21 protein-coding genes are annotated in these 18715 nt (G+C 71.8%); 9 read left to right on the top strand and 12 right to left on the bottom strand.

Going from position 1 to position 18715, the window contains the following annotated elements; genetic code table 11:
* Window positions 1–192: 192 nt before the first annotated feature.
* Genes KBY95_RS08270 through KBY95_RS08280 form a run of 3 tightly spaced genes read left to right on the top strand, consistent with a single transcriptional unit; the run spans window position 193 to window position 3024 of the window.
* Window positions 193–1782 (top strand): ferredoxin--nitrite reductase, encoded by a 1590-nt coding sequence (locus KBY95_RS08270; RefSeq protein ID WP_254964487.1) that lies wholly within the window; start codon window positions 193–195, stop codon window positions 1780–1782.
* The gene (locus KBY95_RS08275; RefSeq protein WP_254964488.1) at window positions 1779–2477 is read left to right on the top strand and encodes a hypothetical protein; all 699 of its coding nucleotides are present in this window, start codon (window positions 1779–1781) and stop codon (window positions 2475–2477) included. The genes KBY95_RS08270 and KBY95_RS08275 overlap by 4 nt, the downstream gene beginning before the upstream one ends.
* A 37-nt stretch (window positions 2478–2514) precedes the next feature.
* Window positions 2515–3024: a universal stress protein gene (locus tag KBY95_RS08280; RefSeq protein ID WP_254964489.1), complete on the top strand. Its 510-nt coding sequence runs from the start codon at window positions 2515–2517 to the stop codon at window positions 3022–3024.
* Here KBY95_RS08280 and KBY95_RS08285 read toward each other — a convergent pair.
* The 5 genes from KBY95_RS08285 to KBY95_RS08305 are packed head-to-tail and all read right to left on the bottom strand — an operon-like array spanning window position 2994 to window position 7819.
* Window positions 2994–4589: an ABC transporter permease/substrate-binding protein gene (locus KBY95_RS08285; RefSeq protein ID WP_254964490.1), complete on the bottom strand. Its 1596-nt coding sequence runs from the start codon at window positions 4587–4589 to the stop codon at window positions 2994–2996. The two genes, KBY95_RS08280 and KBY95_RS08285, sit on opposite strands and share 31 nt — an antisense overlap.
* On the bottom strand, window positions 4586–5938 hold the full coding sequence (locus tag KBY95_RS08290) for an APC family permease (protein ID WP_254964491.1): 1353 nt from the start codon (window positions 5936–5938) through the stop codon (window positions 4586–4588). Before KBY95_RS08290 ends, KBY95_RS08285 begins: the two co-directional genes overlap by 4 nt.
* 35 nt (window positions 5939–5973) lie before the next feature.
* Complete coding sequence (locus KBY95_RS08295) at window positions 5974–7038, bottom strand: oxygenase MpaB family protein (RefSeq protein ID WP_254964492.1); 1065 nt, start codon at window positions 7036–7038, stop codon at window positions 5974–5976.
* Between the two features lie 10 nt (window positions 7039–7048).
* Complete coding sequence (locus KBY95_RS08300; protein ID WP_254964493.1) at window positions 7049–7594, bottom strand: DUF924 family protein; 546 nt, start codon at window positions 7592–7594, stop codon at window positions 7049–7051.
* Window positions 7595–7597: 3 nt separating this feature from the next.
* Window positions 7598–7819 carry a hypothetical protein gene (locus KBY95_RS08305; RefSeq protein WP_254964494.1) on the bottom strand — a complete coding sequence of 74 codons (222 nt, stop codon included), beginning with the start codon at window positions 7817–7819 and terminating at the stop codon, window positions 7598–7600.
* A 62-nt stretch (window positions 7820–7881) separates the two neighbouring features.
* On the opposite strand from KBY95_RS08305, the gene KBY95_RS08310 reads away from it, so the two are divergent.
* Window positions 7882–8640: a type 1 glutamine amidotransferase gene (locus KBY95_RS08310; protein ID WP_254964495.1), complete on the top strand. Its 759-nt coding sequence runs from the start codon at window positions 7882–7884 to the stop codon at window positions 8638–8640.
* On the opposite strand, the gene KBY95_RS08315 is transcribed toward KBY95_RS08310, so the two are convergent.
* Window positions 8585–9739 carry an anthranilate phosphoribosyltransferase gene (locus KBY95_RS08315; RefSeq protein ID WP_254964496.1) on the bottom strand — a complete coding sequence of 385 codons (1155 nt, stop codon included), beginning with the start codon at window positions 9737–9739 and terminating at the stop codon, window positions 8585–8587. The genes KBY95_RS08310 and KBY95_RS08315 overlap by 56 nt on opposite strands.
* A 40-nt stretch (window positions 9740–9779) precedes the next feature.
* Between KBY95_RS08315 and KBY95_RS08320 the strand changes: the two genes are divergently transcribed.
* From KBY95_RS08320 to KBY95_RS08335, 4 genes are read left to right on the top strand one after another with little or no spacing between them, the layout of a single operon-like run.
* The gene (locus KBY95_RS08320; protein WP_254964497.1) at window positions 9780–10427 is read left to right on the top strand and encodes a CbiX/SirB N-terminal domain-containing protein; all 648 of its coding nucleotides are present in this window, start codon (window positions 9780–9782) and stop codon (window positions 10425–10427) included.
* Window positions 10424–11233: a uroporphyrinogen-III C-methyltransferase gene (gene cobA, locus KBY95_RS08325; protein ID WP_254964498.1), complete on the top strand. Its 810-nt coding sequence runs from the start codon at window positions 10424–10426 to the stop codon at window positions 11231–11233. The genes KBY95_RS08320 and cobA overlap by 4 nt, the downstream gene beginning before the upstream one ends.
* A gap of 59 nt (window positions 11234–11292) precedes the next feature.
* Window positions 11293–11808 (top strand): cyclic pyranopterin monophosphate synthase MoaC, encoded by a 516-nt coding sequence (gene moaC / locus KBY95_RS08330; protein ID WP_254964499.1) that lies wholly within the window; start codon window positions 11293–11295, stop codon window positions 11806–11808.
* Complete coding sequence (locus KBY95_RS08335; RefSeq protein ID WP_254964500.1) at window positions 11801–13054, top strand: molybdopterin molybdotransferase MoeA; 1254 nt, start codon at window positions 11801–11803, stop codon at window positions 13052–13054. Before moaC ends, KBY95_RS08335 begins: the two co-directional genes overlap by 8 nt.
* Before the next feature lie 18 nt (window positions 13055–13072).
* Here the strand turns inward: KBY95_RS08335 and KBY95_RS08340 are convergent, their stop codons facing one another.
* The 5 genes from KBY95_RS08340 to KBY95_RS08360 all read right to left on the bottom strand — a co-directional run bounded on the left by KBY95_RS08340 (window position 13073) and on the right by KBY95_RS08360 (window position 17040).
* Complete coding sequence (locus KBY95_RS08340; protein WP_254964501.1) at window positions 13073–13642, bottom strand: pyridoxamine 5'-phosphate oxidase family protein; 570 nt, start codon at window positions 13640–13642, stop codon at window positions 13073–13075.
* 18 nt (window positions 13643–13660) lie between these two features.
* Window positions 13661–14128 carry a molybdenum cofactor biosynthesis protein MoaE gene (locus KBY95_RS08345; protein ID WP_254964502.1) on the bottom strand — a complete coding sequence of 156 codons (468 nt, stop codon included), beginning with the start codon at window positions 14126–14128 and terminating at the stop codon, window positions 13661–13663.
* A gap of 3 nt (window positions 14129–14131) precedes the next feature.
* Window positions 14132–14410 carry a MoaD/ThiS family protein gene (locus KBY95_RS08350; protein WP_254964503.1) on the bottom strand — a complete coding sequence of 93 codons (279 nt, stop codon included), beginning with the start codon at window positions 14408–14410 and terminating at the stop codon, window positions 14132–14134.
* Window positions 14407–16038, bottom strand: a complete 1632-nt coding sequence (locus tag KBY95_RS08355) for a SulP family inorganic anion transporter (RefSeq protein ID WP_254964504.1) — start codon at window positions 16036–16038, stop codon at window positions 14407–14409. Before KBY95_RS08355 ends, KBY95_RS08350 begins: the two co-directional genes overlap by 4 nt.
* Before the next feature lie 174 nt (window positions 16039–16212).
* On the bottom strand, window positions 16213–17040 hold the full coding sequence (locus tag KBY95_RS08360; RefSeq protein ID WP_254964505.1) for an MOSC domain-containing protein: 828 nt from the start codon (window positions 17038–17040) through the stop codon (window positions 16213–16215).
* 107 nt (window positions 17041–17147) lie between these two features.
* Here KBY95_RS08360 and KBY95_RS08365 point away from each other — a divergent pair, with 107 nt between their 5' ends.
* A complete protein-coding gene (locus KBY95_RS08365; RefSeq protein WP_254964506.1) occupies window positions 17148–17561 on the top strand; it encodes a hypothetical protein in 414 nt (137 codons plus the stop codon).
* Here KBY95_RS08365 and KBY95_RS08370 read toward each other — a convergent pair.
* Complete coding sequence (locus KBY95_RS08370; RefSeq protein ID WP_254964507.1) at window positions 17558–18577, bottom strand: restriction endonuclease; 1020 nt, start codon at window positions 18575–18577, stop codon at window positions 17558–17560. The two genes, KBY95_RS08365 and KBY95_RS08370, sit on opposite strands and share 4 nt — an antisense overlap.
* Window positions 18578–18715 lie beyond the last annotated feature (138 nt).

Genomic DNA, 18715 nt, shown 5'->3' on the forward strand with positions numbered 1-18715 from the left:
CCATGCCGGAAACTAATCCTTGTTGATCGGTGGGTCTGCGCAGCTTTCTCTGGCGCTCCCCGACAAACGATCCTTCCCGACGACGCAGCTCTCATCGGCGTCCCGGCCTCCGACAACCCCCCGGGGTTGTTTGCGTCCTCCTGCCAGGCAGGGATCCTCCGCGTGGCCGGCCATGCGGACCGCCGTTTTCCCATGACCAGCACCGACACCAGCACCGAGACCAGCTCCGGGCTCACCACGCCGCCAGCGCCCAGCCTCAGCAAGGTCGAACAGGCCAAGGCGGAGCTCTGCGGCCTGGATCTGGCCCCGCGGCTGGCGGAATTGGCCGCCGGGGGCTGGGAGTCCCTGGATGAGGCCACCCTGACGATTCGCCTCAAGTGGCTGGGGATCTTCTTCCGTCCCGTCACCCCCGGTCGCTTCATGGTTCGGCTGCGGCTGCCCAACGGCGTGATCCGGGCCGAACAGCTGGAAGCGCTGGGTGACGCGGTCGACCGCTGCGGCGAGCACGGCAGCGCCGACATCACCACCCGCCAGAACCTGCAGCTGCGGGGGCTGCTGCTGGAGGACATGGCGCCCCTGCTGGCGGAGCTGGAGCGGGTGGGCCTCACCAGCCGCCAGTCGGGCCACGACAACCCGCGCAACATCACCGGCAATCCCCTGGCCGGACTCGATCCTGAGGAACTGGTCGACACCCGCCCGCTGGTGGACGCCATCCAGGCCCGGCTGCTGGCCGATGGCGGTCCCCGCAACCTGCCGCGCAAGTTCAACGTGGCGGTGGGCGGCGCCCCCGACAGCTTCCTGCTCCACAACGACCTCGCCTTCCTGCCGGCGCCCCATCCGCAGGATCCGGCCGCGCCGCTCGGTTTCACGGTGATGGTGGGCGGCTTCTTCTCGGCCCAGCGCAACGAACTGGCCATTCCCCTCGGCCTCTGGCTGCGGCCCGACCAGCTGCCGGACTTCACCCTGGCCCTGCTGCGGCACTACGACACCCACGGCAACCGGGTGCAGCGCAACAAAAGCCGGCTGATGTATCTGATCGATGGCCTGGGGCTGGAGGCCTACCGCGCCGCCGTGCTGGAGGCCCACCGGGAGCTGGCCGGGGCTTCGGCGGCGCTGCCCCTGCCCCATGACGGTCGCCATCTGGTGGTGCGCTCCCCCCGCGACGGGCTGGGAGTCCAGGCCCAGAAGCAGGCGGGCCTGCACTGGGCGGGGTTGCACGTGCCGATGGGGCGCCTCGACGCCGCCTCCATGCTCGAGCTGGCCCGCCTGGCCCGCACCTACGGCAGCGGTGAGCTGCGCTTCACCGAGGCCCAGAACGTGCTGATCGTGAATGTGCCGGCCGATCGCCTCGGGGCCCTGGAGGCCGAACCGCTGCTGGAACGGTTCCGCCTGGAGCCTGGCGCCCTGCAGGCCGAAGCGGTGAGCTGCACGGGCAGCCGCTACTGCAGCTTTGCCCTGATCCCCACCAAGCGCACCGCCCAGGCGGTGATCGACGAACTGGAGCGGCGCCTGGAGCTGCCCGAGGCCGTGCGCAGCCACTGGACCGGCTGCCCCAACGCCTGCGGCCAGCCCTACATGGGCCAGATCGGCCTGATGGGGGCCAAGGCCCGCCAGGACGGCCAGATGGTGGAGGCAGCCAAGATCTTCCTGGGGGGCCGCCTGGATCAGGACCCGCAGCTGGCCGAATTGCACGGCAAGGCGGTGCCCCTGACCGAGCTCGCTGACGCGCTGGAAGGGTTGCTGGTGGAACGGTTCGGCGCCCGGCGGCGGGCCGCGCCGTGACCGTCCCCGTGACCGCCGCCCTCGCCGCCTGGGATCCCCTGCAGCTGCCCGCCAGCGGCAGTCCCGACCGCTGGCCCTGGCTGCAGGGGCTGCGGCGGTCGCGCGACCTCGATCTGGAGCCCTGGTTGCGGGCCGTCGAGTCAGGCCAGCTGCTGCCGGCCCCGGATCTCCTGGGCGCCCTGGCGGATCGGCTCGACGGCCCGGCGGCGGCCCGACTGCTGGCCTGGTGGCTGGCCGAGCCCGCGGCGGACCCTGCCCTGCTGGCCGTGATCGGCCGCCATCGCCATCCCCGCTGCCGGGTTCTGCTGCGGCAGGCCCTGGAGGCAGCCAGCACCGGCGCCGGGCGAAACGCGCTGCTGCTGCCCCTGCTGGGCCACCAGCGCGATCCCGCGGACTTCACGCTGCTGCGGCAGCGGGCCCTGGCCCCCCTGCCACTGCAGCAGCGCCGTGCGGCCCTCGAGGGCCTGGCGGTGGGGTTGGCGGCGTGGCCGCTGGCGCCCCTCCGGCAGACCCTGCGCCACCTCATCGGGGATCTGGATCCCGCCCTGGCCGCCACCGCCGTGGACCTGGTGGCCCGTCTGCCGGGGGGATCGGCGGACCTGGCCGACCTCGATCGGGGCCGGCTGGCTCCGGAGCTGGCCCGACGGGTGGAACGGCGCCTCGCCGGGGCGGGTCCGGTCACGGCGGCCGGGTGATCATGGAGTTCACCCCAGCGCCCATGCGGCGAGGCCGATGTTCCGTCACCTGCTGGTGCCCACCGACGGCTCCGATCTCTCGGACGGCGCCATCCGCCGGGCGGTGAGCTTCGCCCGCGAAACCGGGGCCACCATCACCTTCCTGCACGTGCTCGCCAACCTGTCGATGCCGCCCCAGGGCTCCCTCTACGGCGATCCGGTGCTGCTCGATCCGGCCGTGGTGGCGCAGTTCAGCCGGGCGGAGCGGGCCTACGCCGCCGGGCTGCTGGAGCGGGCCAGGGCCCTGGCCGAGGAGGCGGGTGTCCGCTGCGACACGGCCGTGGGCGAACACCCCGTCGTCCACGAGGCGATCATCGAGGCCGCCAGCCGCCATGGCTGCGACCTGATCTTCATGGCCTCCCATGGCCGCCGCGGTCTTGCCGGGCTGCTGCTGGGCAGCGAGACCCAGCGGGTGCTGACCCACACCGACCTGCCCGTGCTGGTGTTTCGGCGCCCGGAGCCCCCCGCCGGCAACGATCAGGAGGCCCCCTCGGCGCCGGCCTGCTGAAGCCGCCAGCGGCGCACCACCTCCTCCACACCCAGGCCGTCGAGATCGACCTGGGCATTGAGGCGCTGCATCGTGGCGGCGGGGATCTGGCCGGCCAGGGCTTCGATCACGGGCACCAGCTCCGGGCGCCGCCGCAGGCTGGCGGCGTTGAACACGGGTACGGCTTCGTAGGGGGGGAAGTAGTGGCGGTCGTCCCTCAGCTGTTGCAGGTCGAGGGCGGGGATCAGGCCATTGGTGGTGTCGCCGGCGATCAGGTCAACCCGCCCCTCGGCCAGGGCCCGGTAGGTGAGACCCAGGTCCATGGCCTCGGGGGGCTGGGCGAAGCGCAGCCCGTAGCGCTGGGCCAGGCCGACGAAGCCATCGGGCCGATTGAGGAATTCGTAGCCGAAGCCCGCCCGCCAGGTGGGGGTGTGGGGGGCCGCCTCACTGATCGTGGCGATCCCCAGCCGCCGGGCTGCATCGCGCCGCACCAGGATCGCAAAGCTGTTTTCGAACCCCAGCGAGGGGAACACGCTGAGTCCGAAGCGCTCGCCATACAGCCGGCGCGTTTCCTCGAACACCTGCCGCGCCGGATCGGGCGTGTCCGGCGGCGGTGGGGGCTGGTCAAGCAGCGTGGTCCAGGCGGTGCCGGTGTATTCCACATAGCCGTCGATGCGGCCGCTGCGCACGGCGGCGTGGATCAGGCCGGTGCCCCCCAGGCCGAAGTCCCGCCGCACCTTCAACGGGGTGGCGGCCTCGATCTGCTGGGCCAGCAGTTCCCCCAGGATCAGTTGTTCGGTGAAGCTCTTGCTGCCGATCCGCACCGTGCCGGTGTTGGCGGTAGGCAGCAGTTGCAGGGCCAGCACGGTGCCCAGGGCAAGGCCCGCCAGGAGCCACGCGAGCCGCAGAGGCCGTCGTCGGCCGGCGGCGGTTCCCTTGGCACGGGGCTGGGCCAGCCGTCGCTCCAGCAGCCCCAGGCCGCCATCGGCGACCAGGGCGATGGCGGCGGCCGGCAGGGCCCCGGCCAGGATCAGGCCGTTGTTCACCGTGGCGATGCCCCGGAAGATGAACACCCCCAGGCCGCCGGCGCCGATGGCGGCGGCGATCGTGGCCACCCCAACGCTGATCACCGTGGCCACCCGGAGGCCGGCCATCAGGGTGGGCAGGGCCAGAGGCAGCTCCACCCGCAGCAGCACCTGGCGGCCGCTGAGTCCGAGGGCTTGGCCGGCCTGCTTCAACCCTGGGGGCACCTGGGCCAGGCCGGTGACCAGACCCCGCAGCAGGGGCAGCAGGGCGTAGAGGGTGAGGGCCACGATCGCCGGTGTGGTGCCGATGCCCCCCAGCAGCGGCACGGTGAGCAGCAGCCCGAAGATCGCCAGGCTGGGGACCGTCTGCACCGTGCTGGCCACCGCCAGCACCGGCCCGGCCCAGCGGGGCCGGCGGCTGATCCACAGGCCCAGCGGCAGGCTGATCGCCAGGGCCAGGCCGATGGCGGTGCCCACCAGCAGCAGGTGCTCGCCGCTGCGCTGCAGGATCTCCCCCGCCAGGGCGCCATCCCACCAGGCCGGCGGCCACGGGCCGGTCAAGGCGCTTCGGCCGGCATCAGGGCCCGGGTGGCCCAGAACAGGGGCACACTCACGCCGATCAGCAGCAGGGCCCAGCCGCTGTTGGCGGTGTCGTTGAGCAGGGCGCCCACCAGGAAGGCGATCGATCCCACCAGCACGATGGCGGTGCTCCATGGGTGGCCCCAGGCCTGGAACGGCCGTGGCCGCTCCGGCTCCCGCAGGCGCAGCACAAACAGGCAGACGATCCCCACCAGGTAAAGGCTGACGTAGAGGAACGCCGCCAGCCCGAGCAGGATCGTGAAATCGCCGGCAAGCACCAGCAGGGCCGAGGCCAGGCTGGTGAGCACCAGGGCCACGGTGGGGGTGCCGCCCTTGTTCACCCGGTCGACCAGGGGGCTGAAAAGTTTGTCCCGGCTGAGGCCATAAAGGATGCGGGGGGCGCCCATGATCGAGGCGTTGATCAGGCCCGCCAGGGACACCAGCGCCAGCACGGTGATCGCCTGGCCGCCGAAGGCGCCGAACAGCAGGGCGGCCGCATCCGCCACCGGCAGGCTGGAGACGGCGATCACCTTCAGGGGCAGCACCCGCAGCAGGGCCAGGTTGAACAGGGTGTAAATGGCGATCACGGCCAGAACCCCGCCGATCAGGGAGCGGGGCAGGTCCTCCTGGGGTTCGCTGAACTCCTCGGAGAAGTAGATGGGGCTGTGCCAGCCGTCGTACGTGGTGACGATCGCCTGCAGGGAGAACACCAGCGCCACCGCCAGGCCGGTCCAGCCCGCCGGGGTGGCGAGGGCCGCGGCCGGGGTGGGGATCGCCGCACTGGCGGCGGCGCGGCTGTCGGGGCCACCCAGCAGGAAGCAGGCCGCCACCACCGCCAGGAAGGCGATCGCCTTGGCCAGGCTGAGCAGCTTCTGGCTGCCGCTGCCGGCCTCCACCCCCAGCAGCTGGATGCAGGTGAACAGGGCCACCACCGCCAGCCCCACCAGCTTTCCGGGCAGCTCCAGGCCCGGCAGCAGGAACAGCGTGTACTCGCCGATGGTGATCGCCACCCAGGCGATGCCGGTGCAGTGGCCGATCCAGTCCATCCAGCCCACGCTGAAGCCGGCGGCATCGCCGAAGCAGCGTCGGGCGTAGACGTACCAGCCGCCGGCCAGGGGCAGGCTGGCCCCCAGCTCCGCCACGGCGATGGCGCCGAGCAGGGCATAGAGGCCGCCGGCCAGCCAGGCCGCCACCACCCAGGGGCCGCTGCCCATCTGGGCCGCCACCAGACCGGGGGTGCGCAGGATGCCGGCGCCGATGGTGCCACCCACCGCTCCGGCGACGCCGAAGGTCACCCCCAGCACGTTGAGCAGGCGGCCCGGCGACTCCAAGTCCGGGGGCGCCGGATCGGGGGGAGCGGAGGGCGTCAGGAGGCGATCACCCGTTCCAGCAGGGCGTGGAGCTCGTCCAGTTCGTGGCGACTCAGCAGCCAGTCGCCCTGCTGATCCTTGGTGACGCGGGCCTCGATGATCCAGCCGTCTTCCGTGCGCGCGATGGCGAAATGGGGGGACTGGAAAGGGGCGACCATGGGCTGGCGGGAAAGAGGCGGTACCTCCTGCTTAGCCAGATCCGCCAGCAGCGGTGGTGGGCCCAGCTGCTCGAGCCGGAACGTGTCGCCGTAGCTGGGGGTGGGCTGCTGGGAATAGAAACGGGCGGCGGCGGGCCGGCCCAGGCGGCGGCGGGTGCTGGCCACCAGGGCGGCGGCCCGGCTGCGCCCTCGCAGGGCCTGCAGCACCAGCGTCTGCAGCCAGTCGGGCGGGGTGCTCCAACCCAGGGCGGCGCAGGTCTGGCGATCCAGCAGGCCCAGCAGTCCCTGCCTCAGGGCGGGGCGCAGGGGCGCGGGCCAGTCGGCCAGGAGCATGGCCAGGGTGGCCTCGGCGATGCGGCGGTTGGTGGCGGCCGGGGCGAAGACGTCCCGCTCCACCCGCTCGTTCAGGGCCAGCAGCGCCTCGAGGCTGTCCGGCAGGTCTGTGATCCCCATCCGTTCGCCCACCCCGCCCCAGAAGCGGAACAGGTGCTCCTGCTCCAGGGGCGTCAGCGGCCGCCAGCCATAACGGGCCAGCCAGCGGATCGGCTCCGCCACGAAGGTGGAGAGCACATACAGGAAATCGTCGTTGCCGATCGCGTAGTGGCCGTGGATGCGGTTCATGCGCGCGATCACGGCGGCTCCGGCCGGGCTGCCTGGCCCATGGCGCAGCAGTTCGGCCACCATCAGACCCGTGTCGTCGTAGCGCTTACGGGGCCGGTGCTCGAACTCCCCGGTGCGGGCCAGCAGGCCGGAGATGGAGGGGACGCAGAAGGTCTTGAGCAGGGCCAGCTCCAGGGCCCGGGTGAGGTCCCAGGAAAACAGTTCCCCCGCCAGCTGATGGGCGGTGGCTTCGGCGGCCCGCAGGGTCGTGGCGGCGTCTGGCGGTTCGGTGGGGGGATGCATCGGGCGCGGGTCAGAAGCGGGAGCCGGGCTGCAGGAGGAAGGCCACTTCCTCGTTGGTGCTGGGCCGGCCCAGGGCCGCGTTGCGATGGGGAAAGCGACCGAAGCGGACGATCACCTCCAGGTGGCGGCGGGCGAACTCGGCGGTGCGCGCGTCGGTGTGGCGCTCGAACAGGGGCAGGCCCAGCTCCTGGAGGGCCAGATCCTCACTGTGCATCAGGGGCATCAGCCAGAACGGCCGCCGTTCTGGTGCCGGCTCCGCGTCGACCCAGCCGGCCTCCAGGGCCCGAAGCGTCAGGGCCTGGGCCTGGCCATCCCCGGCGAAGGCGCGGGCCTGGTCGCGCCAGATCTGACGGGGGAACTGGTCGAGCAGCAGCAGCAGGGCGAGGGCGTACGGGGCGGTCTCGCCCCAGGGGGCCAGGCCGCCGGCCAGGGCCTGTTCGGTGAGCTCCGCGAACCGTTTCCGCACGGCCTGGTCGCCCTCGGCACCAGGCCTGAACCAGGCGGAGGGGGGAAGCTCATCGAACCAGAAATGCAGTACCTCCTCTGGGGTCGGCATGGCTCAGATGAGGAATCGGGACAGAAGAAAGGGAAGCACCATCAGCACCAGAGCCACGGCCACCAGGGCGGCCAGGTTGCTGAAGCCGAAGGGGATCACCACCAGCAGCACCCCACAGCCCAGGGCCACTGCGTGGCCCTGCTTCTTGCCGTACAGCATGTAGCCCAGTCCGACCGACCCGAACAACAGCGCCAGCAGCAGGCGGAGGCTGGGATCGCTGCGCATGGATCCTGGCCCGGAGCGGCGGACGCCCCCATGCTGGGGCTCCCATGTGCTCCTGCCCACCCATGACCCACCTGGTGGTGCTCCAGCACCTGGAGCGGGAAGGCCCGGGCCGCTTTGCCGAGGAGGCCAGACGTCGGGGGTGGATGGTGACGGTGTGTCGGCCCGACCGGGGGGAGGCTCTCCCCCGCCTCGGCCCCGATCAGGCTCTGCTGGTGCTGGGGGGACCGATGGGGGTGGCGGACATCGGTTCGCCGTCGTTTCCCTGGTTGGCGGGGGAGGTGGCGTTGCTGCGGGAGTGCCTGACCTGCGAGCGCCCGGTGATCGGCCTGTGTCTGGGGGCCCAGCTGCTGGCCGTCGCCGCCGGCGGCCAGGTGGTGCCGTTGATGGCGGGGGAGCCCCCCGTGCGGGCCTATGAGGTGGGCTGGGGGCCGGTGGCGTGGACCCTGCCGCAGAAGGAGGAGCCGGTGCTCGCCGGGCTCGGGGACACCATGCCGGTGCTGCACTGGCATGGGGACCGGATCCAGCTGCCGGCCGCGGCCACCCTGCTGGGGTCCACGCCCCTGTGTGCCGAGCAGATGTTCCGGATCGACCACCACGCCCACGGACTCCAGTTCCACGTGGAGGTGACGCAGGCCGCGCTGCAGGCCTGGCTCGACGAGGACGGCGACTATGTGCGGCAGGCGCTCGGGCCGGACGGGGTCGAGCAGGTGCGGGCCGGCCAGGCGCGCTGGGGGGAGGAGGGGGAGCGCCAGGGGCGCCTGCTGATCAACAACCTGCTGGATCGGGCCTGGGCCCTGCTGGGGGGGTATCCCCTGCTGTGAGCGCCAGCCCGTCGGCCAGCTGACGGCGCCGCTGCTCCACGGCCCCATCCTCCAGCAGCCGTTCCGCCAGGGTCAGCCCGGCCTGGAGGCTCTCGCTGATGCCGGCGCGCCAGAGCAGGAATCCAGCGTTCCAGATCAGCCCCGCCGCCAGGGGCCCTGATCCGGCCAGGGCCTCCCGGGCCTGGCCCCGCCACTGCGCCACGCTCTCCAGCGGCACTTCGGGCGCCCCCAGGCCGTGGTCCCGGGCTCGCAGGATCAGCCGTTCCGAGTCCCCACCCCGCCGCTGGGAGGCGATCGCCACCCGGTTGGTGGGCAGCTCCACGCCCCCCTCCATCCCCTTGATCAGCAGCAGCTCGTCCTGGCCGGTGGCGGCGAGCGCTTTGCGGGCCAGTCGCTCGGTGGGGGCATGGACGAAGCCGCTGACCTGAAGGTGGGGCCCGTCGTGGCAGCTCCACAGCAGTTCGAGGGTGGCGATCGGCGGACGCTTGCCGATCTGCTCCCGCACCGGCACCAGCTGCTCGGCGGCCGGGAAGTGCGCCGGCTGGTGCACCAGGGCCAGCCCTTCCTGGGCGAAGCGGCGGTTCACGGCGCCCCAGGGGAGATCGCGCCGATCGAGGTCGAGGGCGGCCAGGGCCTCAGCCGTGGTGAAGCCGTACTTCACGGGCATCGGGCCGCCGCCATGCAGCACCACCCCGGCGCCGGCCGTCACCAGCAGCAGGGCCACCAGGGGCAGCAGCGGGGCGGAACGGCTGCGGCCATCGAAGGGCACACCGAAACTGAGCACCCGGCGCGGCGTCGTCGCCAGCCGGGGCCCCCGCCGCCGGTAGCTGTCCAGCAGGCCGGCCAGCTCCTGGGGCTCCGGGCGCCGCAGGCGATGGGCGATCAGGAAGGCGCCGGCCTGGGCGTCGGTGCAGCGACCGTCGAGCAGCAGATCGAGGGCTTCGCCGGCCTCGGCCCGGCTCAGGGCACGTCCGCTGCGTTCGCCGCTGCCCAGGGCGGCGATCAGCTCGCGGCAGCGGCCGTGGTCGGCCCCCAGGGCCTCCCCCTGCTGCTGACGCCGCTGCGCTGTCCATTCCCCCCACGGGCTCGGCGTCGACATGCGCGGCGGCCTCCATAGGGTGATCCCTAGGCTGAGGGGTATGCGCCGGATCATCGCAAGCCCCCTTCTGCTGGTGGTGCATGGCCGTGCCGGTGGGGTGATCCCCGTCGAGCTGCTGGAGCTGGCCCGTCAGCTGGAAGAGGGCCGTGGGGCGCCCGTGGGGCTGGAGGCGCTCACCGCGGGCGAACCCCCGGCCCTGCCGTCCGGCAGCGCCGCACCCCCCCTGCTGCTGGTCCCCCTGTTCCTCCTGCCCGGCAGCCATGTGCGCCGGGACGTGCCACGGATCGCCGAGCGTTGCCGACGGCGTGGGCCGCTGCGGCGCCTGCCGTTCCTGGGCTCCTGGCCCGCCTGGCAGGGGGCCCTGGCCGCCGAACTGGCGGCCCTCAAGGCGCAGACCGTGGCGCCGGCGGGGGCTGGGCCCTGGCTGCTGCACCACCCCCTGGACGGGCCCCTGGGGGCGGCGTTCCTGGCCCACCTGGAGGTGGTCACCGGTGGCCGCTGCCGGCCCACTCCATACACTGCCCCCAATCTCGAGGACGCTCCGCTGCCCCTGCCTGGCCCCGCCCTGCCCCTGGCCCTGGCGGCCAACCGGCTCACCGACGCCCTGCCGTCGCCGCTGGGCGTGCCGTTGCTGCAGCGGCCCCGGTTCCGGGCCGTGCTGCTGGAGGCGCTGATGGCGCTGCCATGACGGACGCGACCCTGGCCCCGGCGGCGAACGACAGTCCCGGCACGGTGTACCTGGTGGGGGCCGGCCCCGGCGATCCGGACCTGCTCACCCTGCGGGCCCACCGGCTGCTGCAGCAGTGCGACGCCCTCGTCTACGACTCCCTGGTGCCCACGGCCCTGCTGGATCTGGTGCCGGCGGACTGTGAGCGGCACTTCGTCGGCAAGCGCCGCGGCCACCATTCGGTGCCCCAGCCCAGCACCAACGCCGTGCTGCGCGAACTGGCCGGCCGCCGGCGGCTGATCGTGCGCCTCAAGGGGGGCGATCCGTTCCTGTTCGGCCGCGGTGGCGAGGAGGCGGCCCACCTGGCCGCCCACGGCATCCCGGTGCAGGTGGTGCCCGGGGTCACCGCCGGCATCGCCGCCCCCGCCTACGCCGGCATTCCGGTCACCCACCGGCGGGCGGGATCGAGCGTCACCTTCGTGACCGGCCACGAGGAGATCGACAAGCGCCGCCCCGGCGTCGACTGGCGCGGCCTGGCCCGCAGCAGCGACGGCCTGGTGATCTACATGGGCCTGCACAACCTGCGCCACATCGTCGCGGAGCTGATCGCGGGGGGCCTGGACCCCACCACCCCCGCCGCCGTGATCCAGCAGGGCACCGTGCGGGGCCAGCGGCAGCTGGTGGCCACCCTGGCCGTGCTGGCCGACCGGGTGGAGGCCGAGGCCTTCGCCTCCCCCTCGATCGTGGTGGTGGGCGCGGTGGTGGAGGAGCGGGTGGCCTCCTGTGCGCCTCCGCCCGCCGATGTGGCGATGCCGATCCCCTTCTGAGCCCCGCCCGCCGGCAGGGGCGCCATGCTGGGCCCCAGCCCGATCCCGTCAGCTCCGGCATGAGCCAGCCCGGCCTCTCCCACCTCAACGCCGCCGGCCAGGTGCACATGGTGGAGGTGGGCGACCGGCCCGCCAGCGACCGCCGCGCCGTGGCCGAGGGCCACATCACCATGGCGCCCGAGGTGCTGGCCCTGGTGCTGGAGGGCCGGGCGGCCAAGGGCGACGTGCTGGCGGTGGCACGGGTGGCGGCGATCCAGGGCGCCAAGCGCACCTGGGAGCTCATTCCCCTGTGTCACCCGATCGCCCTCACCGGCCTGGAGGTGCGGATCGAGCCGATGGCCGACGGCAGCGGGCTGCGGCTGGAGGCCAGCGCCCGCACCAACGGCGCCACCGGCGTGGAGATGGAGGCCCTGACAGCGGTGCAGGTGGGCCTGCTCACCCTCTACGACATGGTCAAGTCGGCCGATCCGGCCATGACCATCGGCCCGGTGCGGCTGCTGCGCAAGGAAGGGGGACGCCGGGGCCCCTGGGAGCACCCCGACGTCCGGGGCCTGGCCGGGGCGAGCGATGGCTGAGCCGTTCCCCCGCGAGGGCCTGCCCCTGGAGGAGGCACGCCGCCGGGTGCTGGCGGCGATCACCCCGCTTACGGCCCGTGACCGGCTGCCGCTGGCCCAGTGCCTGGGCCGGGTGAGCGCTGAGCCGGTGCGGGCCGCCGAGGCCGTGCCCGGGTTCCGGGCCTCGATCATGGATGGCTACGCCATCGCCGAAGCCGATGCGCCCAGCCCGGGCCGCCGCTGGTGCCTGGTGGGCCGCTCCGCCCCCGGGGCCCCCTACGGATCGGTGCTGGCGGAAGGGGAAGCGGTCCGGATCCTCACCGGCGCGCCCCTGCCCGAGGGGGCCCAGCGGGTGCTGCCCCAGGAGCTGGTGGCGGTGGCGTCCGGCGGCAGCGCCGGCGCCGAGAGCCTCCTGCTCACCGGGGAGGCGGGCCCCAACCCCTGGATCCGCGCCCCCGAGGAGGAGGCCGCCGCCGGCGACGAACTGCTGCCGGCCGGGGTGCGCCTGGGGGCCGCCGCCCTGGGGCGGCTGGCCAGCTGCGGTGTGGCGGCGCTGGCGGTGAGCGTCCAGCCGCGGGTGGGGCTGCTGATCAGCGGCGATGAGCTGGTGGCGGCCGGCGCTGCAAGGGGGCCGGGGCAGATCTGGGAGAGCAACGGCACCCTGCTGCGGGCCCTGCTGGAGCGGCTGGGCTACCCCGTCAGCGAGCAGCGGGTGGTGGCCGACGATCCGGCCGCCCTGCGCCAGGCGCTGCGGGAGCTGGCCAGCGGCTGCGATGTGGTGGTGAGCACCGGCGGGGTGTCGGCCGGCGACAGCGACTGGATCCGGCCCCTGCTCAGCGAGCTGGGGGAGGTGGGCTTCTGGAAGCTGTTCCTCAAGCCCGGCCGTCCCTTCGCCTTCGGCCGGCTGGGGCCTTGCCCCTTCTTCGGTCTGCCCGGCAACCCGGTGGCCGCGGCGATCACGGCCCTGCAGCTGCTGTGGCCGGCCCTGCAGCGGCTAGAGGGGGGCGAGGTGGTGCTGCTGCCGCGGCTGAAGGTGCGCCTGGCCTCGGCCCTGAAGCGGGGCGCCGGCCGGCCCGAGCTGGCCCGGGCCCGGTTGACAGTGGATGGGGACGGTGCCCTGCTGGCGCTGGTGGAGGGCAGCCAGGCCTCCTCCCGCATCGGCTCGCTGCAGGGGGCCGACCTGCTGCTGGAGATCCCCGCCGAGACGGGCGCCCTGGCGGCCGGCGAGGAGCTGTGGGCCCAGCTGCTGCGGCTGCCGCTGCTCTGAGGCCGCCAGCGAGCAGCGTCAGTCGCTGGTCGTGTCCACGGGCCCGGGGGCCGGGATCGGGGCGGGGAGACCGTCGATGCTGCGGCGGTTCTTGCGCTGCCAGTAGCGTTCTAGACCGTCGTGCCCTTTGCGGCGGGCCCAGCTGTCGAGCTCGGTGCGGTCCCCCCCGTAGCTGTAGCGGGGCACCGCCATGCCGCAGGAGGTCTGGACCCGTTCGATGGCCAGATCGAAGATCTGTCGGGCGCCGGCCAGGGGCTCGAAGTGGCCGACCAGGGCGTCCCAGCCGGCCTCACCCCGTTGGATGGTGTGGGCGGTGCCGTAGAGCCGCAGGATCTTGGGTTTGCCCTCGAAGGCGCAGAACATCAGCGTCATGCGTGGGCAGGCCTGCACGTGGGCGGCGGTCTCGTTGCCGCTGCCGGTGAGGTTGAGCCAGATCACGCGGCGCTCGTCGAGCACCCGCAGGGCATCGCGCCCCTTGGGGGACACGTTCACCGTGCTGTCCGCGGTGGCGGTGCCGACGAAGAAGATCTTCTGGGCGGCGATGAAGGTGATCTGGTCGGCCGTGAGGGTGCCGCTGGACTGGCCCATGGGAGGGGGGCGATGGATTCAGAGGGGGGTGTTGCCGGCCACCCAGGTGCCGCGGCCGCCGCTCCACTCCCGTTTCCAGAAGGGGGCGTGGTGCTTGAGATCCTCCAACAGCTCCTGGACGCAGCGCAGGGCGGGACCGCGGCGGTCGGCCTGGACGGCCACCAGCACAATCGCCTCCCCCGGCCGCACCCGGCCCACCCGGTGCGCCACCAGCACCGCGCCCACCCCGTGGCGCGCCGCGCAGGCCTCGGCGAGGGCCCTTAGCTGGGCCTCGGTCATGCCGGGGTAGTGCTCCAGTTCCAGGGCCTCGAGGGGCTCGCCGGCGGCGGTGGTGGGGCGGACGCGGCCGATGAAGTGGCTTTCGGCGGCCGGGGAGGCGGCGGTCGGCCCATGGCTTCGCTGCCAGGCGGCCAGCCCCTCCAGGGGCTCGAAGGGTGCCTCCAGGAGTTGCACCGCGATCAGCCGTTCTGGGTTGGGGGTCGGCATCGCTCATCCTCCGGTGATCGGGGGCAGGAAGGCCACCTCGTCGCCTGGGGACAGGGGGGTGTCGGCGGTGGCGAAGGCCTGGTTGATGGCCACGCGGATGCTGGGCGGGAGGCCAGCAGCGCCGGCGGCGGAGCCATCATCGAGGGCCAACCGCTGCCAGAGATCGGCGGGGCTGGTGGGGCTGGCCGTCAGGGGCACCAGCCGCTCACCCCAGCCGGCCTGCTCGCGCAGGGCGGCGAACAGCCGCACCCGTACCGCGTTGGTAGCGGTGGACGCGTTCATGGCGAATCGGAAGGTAGGACGTGTGAAACGGATGGAAGGCCAGAAGGGGAGGGTGCTGGCAGCGCGCAGCCGGCTCCGACGACGAAGTCGGGGGTGTCACTGATACGGCTAAAGAGATCAAGGCTTTCCTTGTTGAGATGGATCAGCTCAACGCTGGATCCAGCCTGCTGGCGCTTGCGGATCACCTGGTCCAGGGCCCGCATGCCCGTCTGGTCCCAGACATGGGCGGCCTGCATATCGATCGTGACCCGCGCCGGATGGGCGTGCTGCTTGAAACCGGCCAGGAAGTACACCGTGCTGACAAAGAACAGCTGGCCGCGCACCGTGTAATACAAATGATCCTCGGAGAGCCAGGTGCCGGTCACCACAATCACCTTGGCCACCTTGCGGCTGAACAGGATGCCGGCCAGGGCCACACCCACCAGCACAGCGATGGCGAGGTTGCTGGTGACAAGGGCCAGGACCAGGGTGAGCAGCATCACGGCGGTGTCACTCTTGGGCACCATCCTGATGTTGAGGAAGGAGTCCCAGTTCACGGTGCTGATCGACACCATGATCATCACGGCCACCAGCGCCGCCATTGGAATCCGTGCCAGCCAGGTGTTGAGCGAGATCACCAGGATCAACAGGCCCACGCCGGCGGTGAGGGTGGAGAGGCGATAACGGCCCCCCGATTCGAGATTGATCACCGATTGGCCGATCATGCCGGCTCCGGCCATACCGCCGAACAGCCCAGCCGTGATGTTGGCGAGTCCCTGTGCCCTGGCCTCGGCCTCGTAGTCGGCCTCCTCATCCAGGCTGTCTTCCACCACGTTGGCGGTGAGAAACGACTGCAACAGACCGACGAAGGAAATCGCCAGGGCGGTGGGCAGGATGAGGCCCCAGGTGCCCCATGCTCCGAACACGGCGGGAATCTGGAAGACCGGCAGGCTGCTGGGCAACTGGCCGAGGTCACCCACCCGCGGCACAGGCAACTGCCACCACTCCGCCAGGCCGCTGATCACCAGGATCGCCACCAGGGTGGAGGGCACGAGGCGGGTGAGGCGCGGCAGCAGATAGATGATCAGCAGGCCGAGGGCCACCAGGCCCCACACCCAGGGCCAATGGATGCTCTGAGCGCTGCCCGCCAGGCTTGGGATCGTTTCAGCCCCATCGCGGCCAAAGCCGAGTTGGGGTAACTGGGCCAGAAAGATCAGCACGCCAATCGCATTGACGAAACCCAGCGTCACGCCCCGGGGTACAAAGCGCATCTGTTGGGCCAGGCGCAGGTAGCCCCAGAGGATCTGGAACACCCCCGCCAGGATGGACGCGGCCAACAGGTAGGAGAGGCCGTGCGATTGCATCAGTCCGCCCATCAGCAGCGCCACCCCGGCCGTGCAGGCCGACACCATGCCGGGCCGGCCACCGAGCAGGGCCACCACGATCAGGATGCAGATGGAACCGAACAGGCCGACCTGGGGGTCGACGCCGGCCACGATCGAGAAGGCGATCGCTTCGGGAATGATGCCGAGGGCCACCACCAGGCCGGCCAGCAGCTCCTTGGGTATGGCGTGGGGGGAAGGGACGAGGGTCCAGCGTTGCGGCACTTGGGTGAAGTTCAGCAATGGGTCGAGAGGTGGCCGCCGCATCCCCCCTGGGGCCGGCAGGCGGCGGCATGGCTCGGCCAGCCGCCAAAGCCTTGTTGCCGCTGTTTGCGGAACGATCTGGGGCTTCCCTCACCGGGCCATGTCTTGCGCGTTCGCGCCCGGCCTGTTCGCGCTAGGGAAGACTGACCATCATTTTGTCAAGTTAGCAGCGGCGGCTCAGGCCATCAGCCGCACCGGATCCCCCACGGCCACCGGGCCGGGGGTCACCACGCTCAGGCGGATGCCGGCCACCACGCCGTTGTGGCGGGCGGTGGCGCGCAGGATCTCCAGGTCTTCGCCCAAGGCGCCCTGGGCCAGGGTGGTGACCACGCAGCGGGGGCAGCCGCCGTCGACTCTCAGCACCAGCTGCTCGCCGATCTGCAGACAGGAGCCGCTCCAGGCCTCTTCCACGAAACCTTCCGCCCCTTCCGGCGTGCGGATCAGCAGGTTGGGGCGGAACCGTTCGACGGCGAAATCGAGCTGGGGTTCGAGCTGCCGCAGCCGCTCCAGGGTGGCGGTGCTGATGGCGTGGATGGGACAGGCGTCGAAGAAGGTGCCCGCAGGCAACTCCAGGGCGTTGGTGGCGTCCTGGAAGACGCGACCTTCCACCGGGGGCCAGTACTGGTCGAGACTGGCGCCGTCCGGGGGGGTGTCGAGCAGGCTCACCTGGCGCCCGAACAGGTCACTGAAGAAGGCGCTGACAGCGCCGTCGCTGCTGCAGAGCTCGGCGGTGCCGTCGTCCTCCCGCGGGCCGATCAGCACCGGTGGCAGGGGCGCGGACGGCGCCGGCTCCTCGCGAAAGCGGGCGCGGTAGTCGAGCAGTTCCCTCCAGAGGCGCGGGTTCTTGGCGCTGGCCACCCGGCCGCTGGCGTGGTCCCACAAGGCGTAGGCCCGATCGCCCCGGATGCCGCGGGCCTCCACCACCAGCCGCTGGGGGGAGTCCCCGAGCATCGATTTGACCGGATAGCGCCAGAGCGTCTGCACCGTCCCCACCAGCTCCTGCACGCCCTTGATCCGTTGTGGCCACCACACTCTGCGGGCTGAGGCGGGACAGCTCCGGTAGCAGGACTTACCGTCCGCCCAGGGGCAACCCGGATGTCCTTGTTGGGGCCATGAAGGAATTCATCCACCTGAGGTCAGCCAAATTCCCGCTGCTGCCCGGTGAGGCCGAGGAGATGGTGAACGAGGGCCTTGTGGGCAAAGCCCTGGCTCTCTACCTGCAGGAGAAGCTGCAGCGCCTGGGCCGGGATGTGCCCTTCGTCTGCTGCGAAGACTGGGGCTGGTGGGTGGAGCTGGCCGGAACCCCCTTCCGCTTCGGGGTCTGCGTCTACAGCCTCCCCAGCGACGGGGAAGGGGGCGAGTTCTGCTGCAGCGACGGGGCCAGCGCCGCGCGGATCTGGAACTGGCGGCGGTTCGGCTTCATCGACACGGCCCCCTGGGCCGAGGCCCTGCACGGCGAGCTGCTGACCATCTTCCGGGAGGATCCGGAGGTGGAGCTGCTGGGCAGCGGCCCCACGTTTCCCTAGTTCCTCACCAGGGCCTGTTCGAGCGAAAGCCGATCCCGGAGCTCACCCGGGAGGTGGGTCCAGTGGCGGGCGATCAGGTCGGCCAGCTGGTGGCCGTTGATGAGGCTGATCCTGGCGAAGCCCTCCTCCCCAGCCGCCGCCGCTGCTGCCGGCTGGAAATCGGCGGTGGTGATGTAGAGGCCATGGCCGCCGAAGGGAATGAACTGACGCAGCTCCCGCACCGCGTCGGCGCCGACGCGCGCCCCGAGGTTGCCGCGGTGAAAACGGGCATGGAGGCGGATGCGGGCTGGGAACGACAGGGTGATGTCGCCGTAGGCATCGAAGACGTCACGCAGCATTCCGTGGTGTTCGGTCCGCTCCCAGTCCTCGAAACCCAGGGCATCGAGCAACTGAACCACAAGCCGCTCGAACTCGGGTGGCGTCAGCTGCATCAACTGTTCGAGCACGATGCGGTGCGACTCCATCCGGGCGGTCGGCTGGGCAGAGGCCGCCATCTCGGGCCGGCCGATGGCCCGGATGAATTCCGCCTTGTGCTCCACCATGAACACTGTCAGCAGCGACCGCATCCGGGTGTGGGCCGGAACGTCGAGGAGGGTGCGGATGGAATCCCGGAACGGTGTGGTGAAATCGTCCAGGCGGATCGGCTCTGCCGCCCAGGTGACGGGACGGCGGTGCCGCAAGGGACAGCCGTCTTCACCGCTGGGGTCGTAGTAGGGCGTGCCGGCATCGACGACGCCGTAGCTGAGCAGGTCGGCCTCCGTCGAAGGGATGATCACATGGTCATTGGGCTGGATTTCAAACAGAAAGCGATGGATCTCGTTGACGTAATTGGAGAGCAGGATCGCGCTTTGAATGTCCGGGAAGTAACGCCGCACCACCGAATAGAGCTGCTCCCGGGTCTTGATGGGGCCGAGATCCTCGCTGATCTCCCGCCAGCCGATGCCCACGAAGCCGCCCTTGAGGAAGTTGTCTGCGTACATTCCTCCGCCAGCGCGTACGCACCAGACGTTGCTCATCGCTTCACCCCAGGGTGCCCCTTCAAGGCGCGGCTCATGTCAGGGAATCGGATGGGGACGGCAGACCTTTGGACGCCATGGTTGGAGTGACTCTCGTCACAACCTGTCTGCGGAAACCCGGCGTCATTGTCGCCAATC

The organism is Cyanobium sp. Aljojuca 7A6 (assembly GCF_024346455.1).
In the GTDB taxonomy this organism is placed as follows: domain Bacteria; phylum Cyanobacteriota; class Cyanobacteriia; order PCC-6307; family Cyanobiaceae; genus Cyanobium.

Excerpts from the sequence above, each read along its gene's own strand:
- KBY95_RS08270 (WP_254964487.1), top strand. The coding sequence starts at position 193 with ATGACCAGCACCGACACCAGCACCGAGACCAGCTCCGGGCTCACCACG.
- KBY95_RS08280 (WP_254964489.1), top strand. The coding sequence starts at position 2,515 with ATGTTCCGTCACCTGCTGGTGCCCACCGACGGCTCCGATCTCTCGGAC.
- KBY95_RS08295 (WP_254964492.1), bottom strand. The coding sequence starts at position 7,038 with ATGCATCCCCCCACCGAACCGCCAGACGCCGCCACGACCCTGCGGGCC.
- KBY95_RS08300 (WP_254964493.1), bottom strand. The coding sequence starts at position 7,594 with ATGCCGACCCCAGAGGAGGTACTGCATTTCTGGTTCGATGAGCTTCCC.
- KBY95_RS08305 (WP_254964494.1), bottom strand. The coding sequence starts at position 7,819 with ATGCGCAGCGATCCCAGCCTCCGCCTGCTGCTGGCGCTGTTGTTCGGG.
- KBY95_RS08310 (WP_254964495.1), top strand. The coding sequence starts at position 7,882 with ATGACCCACCTGGTGGTGCTCCAGCACCTGGAGCGGGAAGGCCCGGGC.
- KBY95_RS08315 (WP_254964496.1), bottom strand. The coding sequence starts at position 9,739 with ATGTCGACGCCGAGCCCGTGGGGGGAATGGACAGCGCAGCGGCGTCAG.
- KBY95_RS08320 (WP_254964497.1), top strand. The coding sequence starts at position 9,780 with ATGCGCCGGATCATCGCAAGCCCCCTTCTGCTGGTGGTGCATGGCCGT.
- cobA (WP_254964498.1), top strand. The coding sequence starts at position 10,424 with ATGACGGACGCGACCCTGGCCCCGGCGGCGAACGACAGTCCCGGCACG.
- moaC (WP_254964499.1), top strand. The coding sequence starts at position 11,293 with ATGAGCCAGCCCGGCCTCTCCCACCTCAACGCCGCCGGCCAGGTGCAC.
- KBY95_RS08335 (WP_254964500.1), top strand. The coding sequence starts at position 11,801 with ATGGCTGAGCCGTTCCCCCGCGAGGGCCTGCCCCTGGAGGAGGCACGC.
- KBY95_RS08340 (WP_254964501.1), bottom strand. The coding sequence starts at position 13,642 with ATGGGCCAGTCCAGCGGCACCCTCACGGCCGACCAGATCACCTTCATC.
- KBY95_RS08345 (WP_254964502.1), bottom strand. The coding sequence starts at position 14,128 with ATGCCGACCCCCAACCCAGAACGGCTGATCGCGGTGCAACTCCTGGAG.
- KBY95_RS08350 (WP_254964503.1), bottom strand. The coding sequence starts at position 14,410 with ATGAACGCGTCCACCGCTACCAACGCGGTACGGGTGCGGCTGTTCGCC.
- KBY95_RS08355 (WP_254964504.1), bottom strand. The coding sequence starts at position 16,038 with ATGCGGCGGCCACCTCTCGACCCATTGCTGAACTTCACCCAAGTGCCG.
- KBY95_RS08365 (WP_254964506.1), top strand. The coding sequence starts at position 17,148 with ATGAAGGAATTCATCCACCTGAGGTCAGCCAAATTCCCGCTGCTGCCC.
- KBY95_RS08370 (WP_254964507.1), bottom strand. The coding sequence starts at position 18,577 with ATGAGCAACGTCTGGTGCGTACGCGCTGGCGGAGGAATGTACGCAGAC.